This window comes from Pseudomonas sp. UBA1879, assembly GCF_002338065.1.
GTDB lineage: Bacteria > Pseudomonadota > Gammaproteobacteria > Pseudomonadales > Pseudomonadaceae > Aquipseudomonas.
This window is the reverse complement of record NZ_DDHJ01000017.1, coordinates 65461-79009: the sequence shown is the minus strand read 5'-3', so window position 1 is coordinate 79009 and position 13549 is coordinate 65461. Positions and strand designations below refer to the sequence as shown.

Sequence of the window (13549 nt, the reverse complement as noted above, 5' to 3'; positions counted from 1 at the left end):
GTATCGAGCACGGCGCTGCCGTGTGGCGGGAGTGTTTTGGATGAGTGAAAAACAAGACAAGATTCCTGATCTCGACGTCCAGACCCTGGCCGGCGAGTACGTGCTGGGCACGTTGACCGCAAAGCAGCGCGTCGAGGTGCAAGAGCGGCTGATCCATGACCTCGCATTGCGCAAGGCCATCGACGGCTGGCGTTCCCGGTTACTGACGCTGACCGAGCTGGCCGAGCCGCAGAAAGCGCCGCCGCGACTGTGGGGGCGCATTGACCGCAATCGCGCCGCAGGCAAACCGCAACGTCAGAAGCGTCGCCACCAGTGGTGGGACAACGCCGGGCTGTGGCGCGGTCTTGCCGGGATTGGGCTAGCGGCCGCTGTGGTCTTGACCACCCAACTCATGGGCAAGATTCCTACCCCGCCTGCGCCTGCCTATCTGGCCGTTCTGGCAACGCCTGAAAATCACGCCGCCAGTTGGGTGGTTCAGGCGAGCAATCTGCGCGGCATTCAGCTTGTGCCCGTGGACAAAGTCGAAGTGCCGCTTGGCAAGGTGTTGCAGTTCTGGACCCAGGCGGACGACTGGGAGGGGCCGATTTCGCTCGGTCTGGTCGCGCCGGGGCAAACGCTGAATGTGCCGACTGACCGGTTGCCGCCTTTACAACCGAATCAGACGTTTGAGCTGTCACTGGAAAAAGCAGGCGGCTCGCCGACCAATAAACCGAGCGGACCGATTCAATTCGTCGGTAAAACCGTGAAGGCCGGTTGACGGCTCGGCCTTCGTTACCAGCGCAGGACGCGAGGCCCGATAAGCGCGCCAACCACCGTGGAGAGCAGCATGCCCGCGAAGTACCACACGCCCCAAAACGGAATTTCCATCTCGGGGCAGTGGAGGCAATAGGCGATAGTCGCCAGGGATCCCGCAAGCAATCCGCCGCTGGCACCCGCCAGCCGCAACCGGGTCGGCGCCATGCCGCGTAATGCCCAGAAGATGGAAATAAAGCCGGGAATCGACAGCAGCACAATGTTGATCGCGCAGACTTTCCAGGTTTGGCCGAAAATCATCGCGGCTCGGGTGTCCGGTGTTGCCAGAATCAGCGCGTAAACACCCGCCAACCAGACGAGCAACACGCCCGCCCCTACCAGCCAGCGCCCCGAACCGGGACTCAGCCCCGGTCGTGCCAGGCGAATGACCATCCACAACGATCCCGCTGCCAGAGACGCGGGAAACGCAATCTTCCACCAAAACAGCGGCGTTCCAGCGGCGATCATCAGGTCAGGTCTTGCGCCAAAAATCGCCAGCACCATGAATAAAGAGCCTAGCGCTGCCAGCGCTACCGCCAGACTGAACCGCTTGGCGAGTTGCCCACGATCAACTGGGGCAATGCCTCCCGCGAGCATGGAAATCAGATCATCGGTTTTCATTGTGTTCCTCGTATGCGAGCCGCCAGCGCCTTGAGGCCGCGATGCACGCCAATCTTGACCGCCGACTCGGAAAGCCCGGTCATCTTTGCAGTCTCCGTCACCGACAACCCTTCCAGCTTCACATGCAGGATGGGCAAGCGCTGGCGATCAGGCAGACCGCCCAGCAGCTTGCTCAAATCACGGCTGGCCTGAGCAGGCTCCAACTCGGGCTCGGCGAACAGCTCGGCGGTGTCGTCCAGTGAGTCGTTGAATACATCGCCCCGCGACCTGGCGCGGTAAAAGTCTGTGAGTTTATAACGCGCAATCGCGAACACCCAGGCGGTGAGTGGCTGATCGGCTTTGTACGTGTGCCGCGCGTTGTGTACGGCCAATAACACTTCTTGAAGCAAGTCCTCTGTTTCACCCGGTTGACGCTGCAAACGACTGCGTAAGAAGCCGCGCAGGTGCTTACTTAAATCGGTCAGGAAATTCCGGTATGCCCGTTCGTTACCCTCCTGCCCTGCCAGGAACAGCGCTTGGAGCTGGATTTCGCGGCTTCGTAGAGCCCTGTTGTGCGCAGCATGATCTGTTATTCGGTCCATCGGTCGCCCTGGTTACATCAGCGGTGAATTCTCTCGGTCATTCGCCGGGGCAGTAGAAGCTGATAGGCCTCAAATGACAATTCAACTTTTCGTTACCGAATGCACCGTCACAGGGCAGTCGCACCGGAAGGTAACAAAATCGGGGGCTCAGTAACGCTCGATTGAACGCGGTAGAAACACCATGCAATGGTTAAACGGCCCGACTGACGCGGGCTGGCGATGTTTTTACATGCTCTGCACGCGAGTTGGCCCTTTGGTTGCATATGCTTGTATGTACAAGTAAATATGAGCAAGCACGCCAACCTGAGTGCACCGCTTCGATCCACCACCAGCGGCACTTGGCTTGCCAGACCCATATTCCGCCTGTTCGACGCAGGCACCGTCAGCCCAGTGCCTGGGCCGGATTGATCATCGAGGATTGTGACGTGACTACTGACAACAACGCCCCAGCTCAGCAATGGACCAAACGCCGCGACGTGCAAATCCGCGCAGCCCGTGGCACGCAACTGACCGCCAAGAGCTGGCTGACCGAAGCGCCGCTGCGCATGTTGATGAACAACCTCGACCCGGAAGTCGCCGAGAACCCCAACGAGCTGGTGGTGTACGGCGGCATTGGCCGCGCCGCGCGCAACTGGGAATGCTACGACAAGATCGTCGAAAGCCTGACAAACCTGAATGACGACGAGACTCTGCTGGTGCAATCCGGCAAGCCGGTCGGGGTGTTCAAGACCCACAGCAACGCCCCGCGCGTGCTGATCGCCAACTCCAACCTGGTGCCGCACTGGGCGAACTGGGAGCACTTCAACGAACTGGACGCCAAAGGTCTGGCCATGTACGGCCAGATGACCGCTGGCAGCTGGATCTACATCGGCAGCCAGGGCATCGTCCAGGGCACGTACGAAACCTTCGTCGAAGCCGGTCGCCAGCATTACGACGGCAACCTGAAAGGCCGTTGGGTGCTGACCGCGGGCCTGGGCGGCATGGGCGGCGCACAGCCTCTGGCCGCGACCCTGGCCGGCGCCTGCTCGCTGAACATCGAATGCCAGCAGAGCCGCATCGATTTCCGCCTGAAAAGCCGCTACGTCGACGAGCAGGCCACTGATCTCGACGACGCCCTGGCCCGCATCGCCCAGTACACACAAGAAGGCAAGGCGATCTCCATCGCCCTGCTGGGCAATGCGGCTGAAATCCTTCCGGAACTGGTTCGTCGTGGCGTGCGTCCGGACATGGTCACCGACCAGACCAGCGCCCACGACCCGCTCAACGGCTACCTGCCAAAAGGCTGGACCTGGGAGCAATACCGCGATCGCGCAATCACCGAACCTGCAGCTGTGGTCAAGGCCGCCAAGCAGTCGATGGCCGAACACGTCGAAGCCATGTTGGCGTTCCAGAAACAAGGCATCCCGACCTTCGACTACGGCAACAACATCCGTCAGATGGCGAAAGAGGAAGGCGTGAGCAACGCGTTCGACTTCCCCGGGTTCGTACCGGCTTACATCCGCCCGCTGTTCTGCCGTGGCATCGGCCCGTTCCGCTGGGCTGCGCTGTCAGGCAACCCGGAAGACATCTACAAGACCGACGCCAAGGTCAAGGAACAGATCCCGGACGACGACCACCTGCACAACTGGCTGGACATGGCCCGCGAGCGCATCAGCTTCCAGGGTCTGCCAGCGCGTATCTGCTGGGTCGGTCTGGGTCAGCGCGCCAAGCTGGGCCTGGCGTTCAATGAAATGGTCCGTCGTGGCGAGCTGTCGGCGCCGGTCGTGATCGGCCGTGACCACTTGGACTCAGGTTCGGTAGCCAGCCCCAACCGCGAGACCGAATCGATGCAGGACGGCTCGGACGCTGTGTCCGACTGGCCACTGCTCAACGCCTTGCTCAACACCGCGAGCGGCGCGACCTGGGTGTCGCTGCACCACGGCGGCGGTGTCGGTATGGGCTTCTCGCAGCACTCGGGGATGGTGATCGTCTGCGACGGCAGCGACGAAGCCGCCGAGCGCATCGCCCGCGTCCTGCACAACGACCCGGCCACCGGCGTCATGCGTCACGCCGATGCCGGTTATCAGATCGCCATCGACTGCGCCAAAGAGCAGGGGTTGAACCTGCCGATGATCAATCAGTAAAACGAAGACGCCCTGTAGGAGCGCGCTTGCCCGCGAAGAGGCCTGTACATCCGCAACAGAATGAGCGGCTGAACATCAGTTTTCGCGGGCAAGCGCGCTCCTAAAGGGGGCCGCGGCGTGATCCAACACTGGCTTCAGGGGAAGGTTTGAGATGGCTGTTTCAGATGATCGTATTGCAAGTTCCTCCGTGATCGAAAAGCGTTCGATCGACTACATCCCTGACGCGGAACGACATGGCCGTCTGTTCAGTCAATTCACCCTCTGGCTGGGTGCCAACCTGCAAATCACTGCCATCGTCACCGGCGCGTTGGCCGTGGTGTTGGGCGGCGATGTGTTCTGGTCGTTGATCGGCCTGTTCATCGGCCAACTGCTGGGCGGCGGCGTGATGGCGCTGCACGCGGCGCAAGGTCCGAAGCTCGGCCTGCCGCAGATGATCTCCAGCCGCGTGCAGTTCGGCGTGTACGGTGCCGTGATCCCCTTGGTGCTGGTATGCCTGATGTACATCGGTTTCTCAGCCAGCGGTTCGTTGCTGGCCGGGCAAGCCGTCGCGCAACTGATTCAGGTCCCCGACTGGCAAGGCATCGTGCTGTTCGCTGCAGCCATCGTCGTCCTGACCATCTTCGGCTACCGGGTCATCCACATGATCGGCCGGGTCGCCAGCATCATCGGCGTGATCGCTTTCATCTACCTGTTCGGCGCGCTGCTGGCGGGCAATGATGTCGGCGCGCTGCTGGGCAACAAACACTTCTCGCTGAGCAGCTTTCTGCTGGCGATTTCATTGTCGGCATCGTGGCAAATCGCGTTTGGCCCGTATGTCGCGGATTATTCGCGCTACCTTCCACGCAGCACCTTGGCGAGCAAAACCTTTTGGGCCGTAGGCCTCGGCTCAGTGATCGGTGCGCAGGCTTCGATGGTGTTCGGCGTATTCGCGGCGGCACTGGCGGGCAAGAACTTCGCGCATCATGAGGTCTCGTACATCGTCGGTCTGGGCGGTACTGGATCCGTCGCTGCCGCGCTGTATTTCAGCATCGCCTTCGGCAAAGTGACGATCACCACGCTCAACGCCTACGGCAGCTTCATGTCGATCGCCACCATCGTCAGCGGCTTTCGAGGCAATCGCCATATTTCCAGCGCGCTGCGCCTGACGTACATCTTCGCCATGGTCGGCATCGCCACCGCGCTGGCGTTGCTGGGCAAGGATTCCTTCCTCAAGGATTTCTCGGCGTTCATTTTGTTCCTGCTGGCGTTCTTCACGCCGTGGAGCGCGATCAACCTGGTGGACTTCTACTGCATCACCAAAGAGCGCTACGACATCCCTGCCCTGTCCAACCCGGATGGCCGTTATGGCCGCTGGAACGGGGTCGGCATCAGCATTTATGTGATTGGCGTGTTGATTCAGATGCCGTTCATTTCGACTCACTTCTACACCGGCCCTCTGGTGGCGAGCCTGGACGACACCGACATCTCGTGGATCATCGGCCTGGTCGTGCCAGCCGTGCTGTATTACGTGGCCGCGCAGAAATGGCCCGGCAAGATCGCCGACCGGCTGATCCTGCCGACCGAGCACGATGCAGTACAACCCGGTCACAACACGGCCGTCCAAAGCGCGGCGGTGAACTGACCCTTCATCCTGCACGTCTGTTAAAGCGGGAGTGGCTACGGAAGTGGCCACCGGGAGCGGCCTGAACGCCCTTCCCATCGGCCGGATGCCGTCTGATTTCGTTATGCCGCAATCCATTCCAAGACCAGGAGCGTCACACGATGAAAACTAAAACAGCCCTGCTATCCACTTTGCTGACCGCGGGCCTGCTCGCCAGCGGCGTTAGTCAGGCAGCGGGATGGTGTGAGTCCGGCAAGCCGGTGAAATTCGCGGGTCTGAACTGGGAAAGCGCAATGCTGCTGACCGATGTCCTGCAAGTGGTGCTGAACAAAGGCTACGGCTGTGAAACCGACAGCTTGCCCGGCAACTCGATCACCATGGAAAACGCCCTGAGCACCAATGACATTCAGGTGTTTGCCGAAGAATGGGTAGGTCGCAGCGAGGTGTGGAACAAGGCCGAAACCGCCGGCAAGGTCGTGGGTGTCGGCGCGCCGGTCAAAGGCGCGGTGGAAGGCTGGTACGTGCCGCGCTACGTGATCGAAGGCGACGCCAAGCGCAAGCTGGAAGCCAAGGCGCCCGACCTGAAGTCGATTGCCGATCTGGGCAAATATTCGCAGTTGTTCAAGGACGCCGAGGAGCCAGACAAGGGCCGGTTCTATAACTGCCCGGCCGGTTGGACCTGCGAACTGGAAAATACCGAAATGCTGAAGAGCTACGGCCTGGAAGGCAAGTACACCAACTTCCGTCCCGGCACCGGCCCGGCGCTGGATGCGGCAATCCTGTCGAGCTACAAACGCGGCGAGCCGATCCTGGCTTATTACTGGACGCCCACGCCGCTGATGGGTCAGGTGGACATGGTGCGTCTGGAAGAGAAAGCGGGCGTGAACAAGACCATCGACATCAAGGTCGGCCTGTCCAAGACCTTCCATGATCAGGCGCCAGAGCTGGTGGCGGTGCTGGAGAAGGTCAACATCCCGATCGACCTGCTCAACGAGAACCTGGCCCGCATGACCAAAGACCGCATCGAGTCGCCGAAGCTGGCGAAGATTTTCCTCAAGGAACATCCTGAGGTCTGGCATCAGTGGGTCAGCGAAGACGCTGCCAAGAAGGTAGAGGCTTCTCTCTGATTCGTAGCCTGATTTGTAGGAGCGTGGCTTGTCCCGCGATCGACCGGGAACCGGTCGTAAAACCTGAGAATGCGGTGCATCAAATACACCCCGTTTGCCGGATTTACTGCCGCTGCGCGGCAGATCGCGGGACAAGCCACGCTCCTACAAAGGTTGGGCGAAAACTTCACAGATCGAGACAAGACTATGTTCCCCGAAAGCTTCACGTTCTCCATTGCCGACTGGGTCAACGACTGGGTCGACAAGCTGGTCACCAATTACGGCGACGTGTTCAGGCACATTTCCGACACGCTGTTGTGGGCCATCGTCAAGCTCGAAGGCCTTCTGCGGGTGGCGCCGTGGTGGGTGTTGCTGGCGATCGTCGGCCTGATCGCCTGGCACGCCACGCGTAAATTCACCACCACTGTGGTGGTCGTGGGTCTGCTGTTCCTCGTCGGCGCGGTCGGCCTGTGGGACAAGCTGATGCAAACCCTGGCCCTGATGCTGGTAGCCACGTTCATTTCGGTGCTGATCGGCGTGCCCCTCGGGATTCTCTCGGCCCGCAGCAATCGCTTGCGTTCGGTGCTGATGCCGCTGCTCGACATCATGCAGACCATGCCGAGCTTCGTATATCTGATCCCGGTGCTGATGCTGTTCGGTCTGGGCAAGGTGCCTGCGATTTTCGCAACGGTGATCTACGCTGCGCCGCCGCTGATTCGCCTGACCGACCTGGGCATTCGTCAGGTCGACGGCGAAGTGATGGAAGCGATCAACGCATTCGGCGCCAACCGCTGGCAGCAGCTGTTCGGCGTGCAATTGCCGCTGGCCCTGCCGAGCATCATGGCCGGGATCAACCAGACCACCATGATGGCCCTGTCGATGGTTGTCATCGCGTCGATGATCGGCGCCCGCGGCCTGGGTGAAGACGTGCTGGTGGGCATTCAGACCCTCAACGTCGGTCGCGGCCTGGAAGCCGGTCTGGCCATCGTCATCCTGGCGGTCGTGATCGACCGCATCACGCAGGCCTATGGCCGCCCACGGCACGAGGCAAGCAAGTGATGAGCGCTGAACACAACAAAATCGTGGTCAAGAACGTCTACAAAATCTTCGGCAACCGCGCCAAGGATGCGCTGGCGATGGTCCAGCAGAACCAGAGCAAGGACCAAGTCCTGGCGCAGACCGGCTGCGTGGTGGGCGTGAACGACCTGTCGCTGTCCATTGGCAGCGGCGAGATATTCGTCATCATGGGCCTGTCGGGGTCCGGCAAATCGACCTTGGTGCGCCATTTCAATCGGCTGATCGACCCCACCAGTGGCGAGATTCTGGTGGATGGCGAGAACATCCTGACCTACGACATGGAAGCGCTGCGCACCTTCCGCCGACACAAGATCAGCATGGTGTTCCAGAGTTTCGGCCTGCTGCCGCACAAGACCGTCGCTGACAACGTGGCCTACGGCCTGGCGGTTCGCGGCGAAAGCAAGGCTCAATGTGCCGAGCGCGCGCAGCACTGGATCACCACCGTCGGTTTGAAAGGCTATGAGAAGAAGTACCCGCATCAGCTGTCCGGCGGCATGCGCCAACGGGTGGGCCTGGCTCGCGCCCTGGCAGCCGACACCGACATCATCCTGATGGACGAAGCCTTCAGCGCCCTCGACCCGCTGATCCGCGCCGAAATGCAGGACCAGTTGCTGGAACTGCAATCGACACTGAAGAAGACCATCGTCTTCATCACTCACGACCTCGATGAGGCCGTGCGCATCGGCAACCGCATCGCCATTCTCAAGGACGGCCGGCTGATTCAGGTCGGCACCCCCAAAGAAATCCTCTACTCACCTGCTGACGACTACGTTGACCGTTTCGTTCAGCGGCGAGTGGCGACCCTTTAAGGACGGCTGTAGTCATGTCGCGAGCAGAACAGTTGATCATCGGCGATGCACGGGTCACTTGGCAGGACGTCACTGCCGTGGCACGTCACGGCGCCACGCTGGTCTTGTCCGATAGCGCCTGGGCGCGGATCGACAACGCTCAGGCCATCGTGCAGCGCATCGTTGCCAGCGACCAACGCGCCTATGGCGTGAACACCGGGCTGGGCGCGCTGTGCAACGTGTCGCTGCAAGGCGAGCAACTGGGCCGCCTGTCGCGCAACACCCTGCTCAGCCATGCCTGCGGGGTCGGCCCGGCGCTGCCCGATGAGCAGACCCGCGCGATCATCTGCGCCGCGATCATCAACTATACGCAAGGCAAGTCAGGCATTCATCGCCAAGTGGTCGAGGCCCTGCTGGCCTTGCTCAACCGTCGCATCACGCCACAAGTACCGTCCCAAGGTTCGGTCGGCTACCTGACCCACATGGCGCACATCGGCGTTGCGCTGCTGGGTGTGAGTCAGGTCAGCTACCGCGGGCAGATGGTGTCGGCGTTGCAGGCGCTGAGCGAGGAAGGCTTGTCGCCGGTCGAACTGGGTGCCAAGGACGGATTGTGCCTGGTCAACGGCACGCCGTGCATGACCGGCCTGAGCTGCCTGGCCATCGCCGACGTCAATCGCCTGATGCAATGGGCCGACGTGATCAGTGCCATGACCTTCGAGGGCCTGCGCGGGCAGCTGGACGCGTTCGATGAAACGATCATTGCGCTCAAGCCCTATCCGGGCATGCAGCAAGTGGGCAAGAACCTGCGCGGCCTGCTGGCCGGCAGTGAGGTGCTGGCCAACAGCCAAGGCATCCGCACACAGGACGCCTTGAGCATCCGCTCGATTCCGCAGGTCCATGGGGCCACCCGCGACCAATTGGCCCATGCCACGCAGCAGATCGAAACCGAGCTCAACTCCGCCACCGACAACCCGCTGTTGCTGGGCACGCCCGAGGCCTATCGCGTGGTCTCTCAAGCCAACCCCCACGGTCAGTCGGTGGCGATGGCCGCAGACCTGTTGGCAATCGCCATGGCTGAGCTGGGCTCGATTGCCGAGCGGCGTCTGGACCGCTTGATCAACCCCACGGTCAGCGGCCTGCCTGCGTTTCTGGTCAGCCAGCCGGGGGTCAATTCCGGGATGATGATCGTGCAATACGTCGCTGCGTCCCTGTGCGCGGAAAATCGCCAGTTGGCGCAACCGGCGGTCATCGACAACTACGTGACGTCCGGGCTTCAGGAGGACCACTTGAGCATGGGCACCAGCGCCGCGCTGAAGCTGCACAAGGTGCTGGAGAACGTCACGCAGATCCTCGCCATCGAGTACCTGCTCGCCGCTCAAGCGTTCGAATTTTTCAAAGGCCCGCGTTTTGGCGTGGGCACCGAAGCGGCGTGGCGTCTGTTGCGCGAGCGCGTTCCGGCCTATGACGAAGACCGCTGGCTGGCCCCGGACATCGCCAGCAGCGTCACCCTGCTCAAGAATGAAGAATCATTGGAATCCGTTTTTCAGGTATGCCGCGACTACGCGGCAGCCCATCACCACAACAGTCGCACGCCGAGCGCCACAAGCGCGGAACAGGCAGGAGCCAGTTCAAGGCACGCGACCGACATCAACGAAGGAGTAGCAGCATCGTGACCGACACCCAAAAGGCGACCCCGCTGAACCTGATCCCCGGCCAGCTGACCCTGGCGCAACTGCGCGCGATCTATCAGCAACCCGTGACCCTCACGTTGGACGCCAGCGCCGATCAGCCGATCGAAAACAGCGTGGCGTGCGTCGAACAGATCCTCGCCGAAAACCGCACGGCCTACGGTATCAACACCGGTTTCGGCCTGCTGGCGTCGACCCGCATCGCCAGCGCCGATCTTGAAAACCTGCAGCGTTCGCTGGTGTTGTCACACGCAGCGGGCGTGGGTCAGCCGATCAGCGATGAGCTGGTGCGTCTGATCATGGTGCTCAAGGTCAACAGCCTGAGCCGGGGGTTCTCGGGTATCCGGCGTCAGGTGATCGACGCACTGATCGCGCTGATCAACGCCGAGGTCTATCCGCACATCCCGCTCAAGGGCTCGGTGGGTGCATCCGGCGACCTCGCGCCACTGGCGCACATGTCGCTGGTACTGCTGGGCGAAGGCAAGGCGCGGTACAAGGGCCAGTGGCTGAACGCCGTCGAAGCCCTGGCGGTGGCCGGTCTCACGCCGCTGACCCTGGCTGCGAAGGAAGGGCTGGCCCTGCTCAACGGCACGCAGGTCTCGACCGCTTATGCGTTGCGTGGCCTGTTCGAAGCCGAAGACCTGTTCGCTGGCGCCCTGAGCTGCGGCGCGTTGACCGTCGAGGCCGTACTGGGTTCGCGCTCGCCGTTCGACGCCCGTATTCATGCGGCCCGTGGCCAGCGCGGCCAGATCGATTCCGCTGCGGCCTATCGCGACCTGCTGGGCGAGACCAGCCAGGTGTCCGATTCCCATCGCGATTGCGACAAGGTTCAGGACCCGTATTCGCTGCGTTGCCAGCCGCAAGTCATGGGCGCGTGCCTGACCCAGCTGCGTCAAGCGGCTGAAGTGCTGGCCGTCGAATCCAACGCCGTGTCCGACAACCCGCTGGTGTTCGCCGCCGAAGGCGAAGTCATCTCGGGCGGCAACTTCCACGCCGAGCCGGTGGCCATGGCTGCCGACAACATCGCGCTGGCGATCGCTGAAATCGGCTCGCTGAGCGAACGCCGCATTTCGTTGATGATGGACAAGCACATGTCGCAACTGCCGCCGTTTCTGGTGGCCAATGGCGGCGTGAACTCCGGGTTCATGATCGCGCAAGTGACCGCGGCGGCCTTGGCCAGCGAAAACAAGGCCCTGTCTCATCCGCACAGCGTCGACAGCCTGCCGACCTCGGCCAACCAGGAAGATCACGTGTCGATGGCCCCGGCCGCCGGCAAGCGTCTGTGGGAAATGGCGGAAAACACACGGGGCGTGCTGGCTGTAGAATGGCTGGCTGCGTGTCAGGGCCTGGACCTGCGTAATGGTCTGAAGACCTCGGAAAAACTGGAAATCGCCCGCACCACTCTGCGCGGCAAAGTCCCGTTCTACGAAAAAGACCGCTTCTTCGCCCCTGACATCGAGGCCGCTACCGCGCTGCTGGCATCCAATTGCCTCAGCGAACTGGTGTCCGCTGACCTGCTGCCGAGCTTCTGATCGGGACAGGCCAGGGACGGCCTGTCATTGAAATGAAGGTGGGAGCGCTTTTGGCGTTTGGCCACCGCCGTGTAGGAGTGAGCTTGCTCGCGATGACGGTTCATCAGGCGCTAATTGCGTGTCCGACAAACCGCTATCGCGAGCAAGCTCACTCCTACAGGATTGGGTGCCCATCCTCATTTCAGCACAAGGAAAGACTAGGAAACGCGTGAAATGAAACCGCAAAACGCAACAGATCTGAAACGCGGGCTCAGCGCCCGACACATTCGCTTCATGGCGCTGGGTTCTGCGATCGGCACCGGGCTGTTCTATGGTTCGGCGTCGGCGATCAAACTGGCCGGCCCCGCTGTCTTGCTGGTCTACCTCATCGCGGGGGCAGCGGTGTACATGGTCATGCGCGCGCTGGGGGAAATGGCTGTGCGCAACCCGGTGTCCGGCTCATTCAGCGAGTACGCCACGCAATACCTGGGTCCGCTGGCCGGTTTCGTCCTCGGCTGGACCTACGCCTTCGAGATGATCATCGTTTGTCTGGCCGACGTCACCGCATTCGGGATTTACATGGGCTTCTGGTTCCCCGACGTCCCGCGCTGGATCTGGGTACTGGGGATCGTGTTCGTGATTGGCGCGCTCAACCTCTGCAGCGTCAAAGTGTTTGGTGAAACCGAGTTCTGGCTGTCGCTGCTCAAGGTCGGCGCCATCATCGCGATGATCCTTGCTGGCTTCGGCATTCTGTTGTTCGGCATCGGTTCGTCCGGCGGCGACAGCGTCAGCCATGTGAGCAACCTGTGGACCCAAGGCGGCTTCATGCCCAATGGGGTCGGCGGCATGGTCGCGGCGCTGGCGGTGGTGATGTTCGCGTTCGGCGGCATCGAAATCATCGGGGTGGCAGCCGGTGAAGCGCGTGATCCGGAGCGGGTGATTCCTCGCGCGATCAACGCTGTGCCGCTGCGCATTCTGCTGTTTTACGTGCTGACGCTGTTCGTGCTGATGTCGCTGTACCCCTGGCAGAACATCGGCAGCCAAGGCAGCCCGTTCGTCCAGATTTTCGACAACCTTGGGATCTCCTCGGCGGCCATCATCCTCAACATCGTGGTGATCTCGGCCGCCGTGTCAGCGATCAACAGCGACATCTTCGGCGCCGGTCGCATGATGTACGGCCTGGCGATTCAGGGCCAGGCGCCCAGGGGATTCGCGCAATTATCGGCTAACGGCGTGCCGTGGATGACCGTCCTGGTGATGGGCGCAGCGTTATTGTGCGGGGTGGTGTTGAATTGGCTGATCCCGGAAGACGTATTCCTGCTGATCGCGTCCATCGCGACGTTTGCAACGGTGTGGGTGTGGCTGATGATCCTTGTCACGCAGATCGCCATGCGCCGCTCGATGAGCCCGGAAGAAGTCGCGCAATTGAAATTCCCGGTGCCGTGGTGGCCGGTCGCGCCAATCGCCGCTACGGCGTTCATGGTGTTCGTGTTTGTGGTGCTGGGCTATTTCCCGGACACCCAAGCGGCGCTGGTGGTCGGCGCGGTGTGGATTGGGATGCTGGTGATTGCGTATCGGGTTTGGGTAAGGCCAAAACAAGACTTGATCAAACATCGATCTGTCGGATGACACAAATCCTGTGGAGTGAGCTTGCTCGCGATT

11 protein-coding genes are annotated in these 13549 nt (G+C 61.6%); 9 read left to right on the top strand and 2 right to left on the bottom strand.

Annotation, left to right across the window (positions count from 1 at the left end; all coding sequences use genetic code 11):
• Positions 1-40 precede the first annotated feature (40 nt).
• The gene (locus B3N48_RS19670; protein WP_296186634.1) at positions 41-757 is read left to right on the top strand and encodes an anti-sigma factor; all 717 of its coding nucleotides are present in this window, start codon (positions 41-43) and stop codon (positions 755-757) included.
• Between the two features lie 14 nt (positions 758-771).
• Here B3N48_RS19670 and B3N48_RS19665 read toward each other — a convergent pair whose 3' ends face one another.
• Both B3N48_RS19665 and B3N48_RS19660 read right to left on the bottom strand, forming a co-directional pair.
• Positions 772-1413, bottom strand: coding sequence for a DUF1109 domain-containing protein (locus B3N48_RS19665; RefSeq protein ID WP_296186632.1), 642 nt, complete (start codon positions 1411-1413; stop codon positions 772-774).
• Positions 1410-1994: a sigma-70 family RNA polymerase sigma factor gene (locus tag B3N48_RS19660; protein ID WP_296186630.1), complete on the bottom strand. Its 585-nt coding sequence runs from the start codon at positions 1992-1994 to the stop codon at positions 1410-1412. The genes B3N48_RS19665 and B3N48_RS19660 overlap by 4 nt, the downstream gene beginning before the upstream one ends.
• A 425-nt stretch (positions 1995-2419) precedes the next feature.
• On the opposite strand from B3N48_RS19660, the gene hutU reads away from it, so the two are divergent.
• The 8 genes from hutU (at position 2420) to B3N48_RS19620 (ending at position 13516) form a co-directional block, all read left to right on the top strand.
• Positions 2420-4117, top strand: a complete 1698-nt coding sequence (hutU, locus tag B3N48_RS19655; protein WP_296186629.1) for a urocanate hydratase — start codon at positions 2420-2422, stop codon at positions 4115-4117.
• Between the two features lie 151 nt (positions 4118-4268).
• Positions 4269-5738, top strand: a complete 1470-nt coding sequence (locus B3N48_RS19650) for a purine-cytosine permease family protein (protein WP_296186627.1) — start codon at positions 4269-4271, stop codon at positions 5736-5738.
• A 140-nt stretch (positions 5739-5878) separates the two neighbouring features.
• Positions 5879-6844 (top strand): ABC transporter substrate-binding protein, encoded by a 966-nt coding sequence (locus B3N48_RS19645; protein WP_296186625.1) that lies wholly within the window; start codon positions 5879-5881, stop codon positions 6842-6844.
• A gap of 186 nt (positions 6845-7030) precedes the next feature.
• Positions 7031-7882: an ABC transporter permease gene (locus B3N48_RS19640; protein WP_296186624.1), complete on the top strand. Its 852-nt coding sequence runs from the start codon at positions 7031-7033 to the stop codon at positions 7880-7882.
• Positions 7882-8709 (top strand): quaternary amine ABC transporter ATP-binding protein, encoded by an 828-nt coding sequence (locus B3N48_RS19635; protein ID WP_414704261.1) that lies wholly within the window; start codon positions 7882-7884, stop codon positions 8707-8709. The genes B3N48_RS19640 and B3N48_RS19635 overlap by 1 nt, the downstream gene beginning before the upstream one ends.
• Positions 8710-8723: 14 nt before the next feature.
• Positions 8724-10361: an HAL/PAL/TAL family ammonia-lyase gene (locus B3N48_RS19630; RefSeq protein ID WP_296186622.1), complete on the top strand. Its 1638-nt coding sequence runs from the start codon at positions 8724-8726 to the stop codon at positions 10359-10361.
• Positions 10358-11908 (top strand): histidine ammonia-lyase, encoded by a 1551-nt coding sequence (gene hutH / locus B3N48_RS19625; RefSeq protein ID WP_414704260.1) that lies wholly within the window; start codon positions 10358-10360, stop codon positions 11906-11908. Before B3N48_RS19630 ends, hutH begins: the two co-directional genes overlap by 4 nt.
• Positions 11909-12121: 213 nt before the next feature.
• Positions 12122-13516, top strand: a complete 1395-nt coding sequence (locus B3N48_RS19620; protein WP_296186621.1) for an amino acid permease — start codon at positions 12122-12124, stop codon at positions 13514-13516.
• Positions 13517-13549 lie beyond the last annotated feature (33 nt).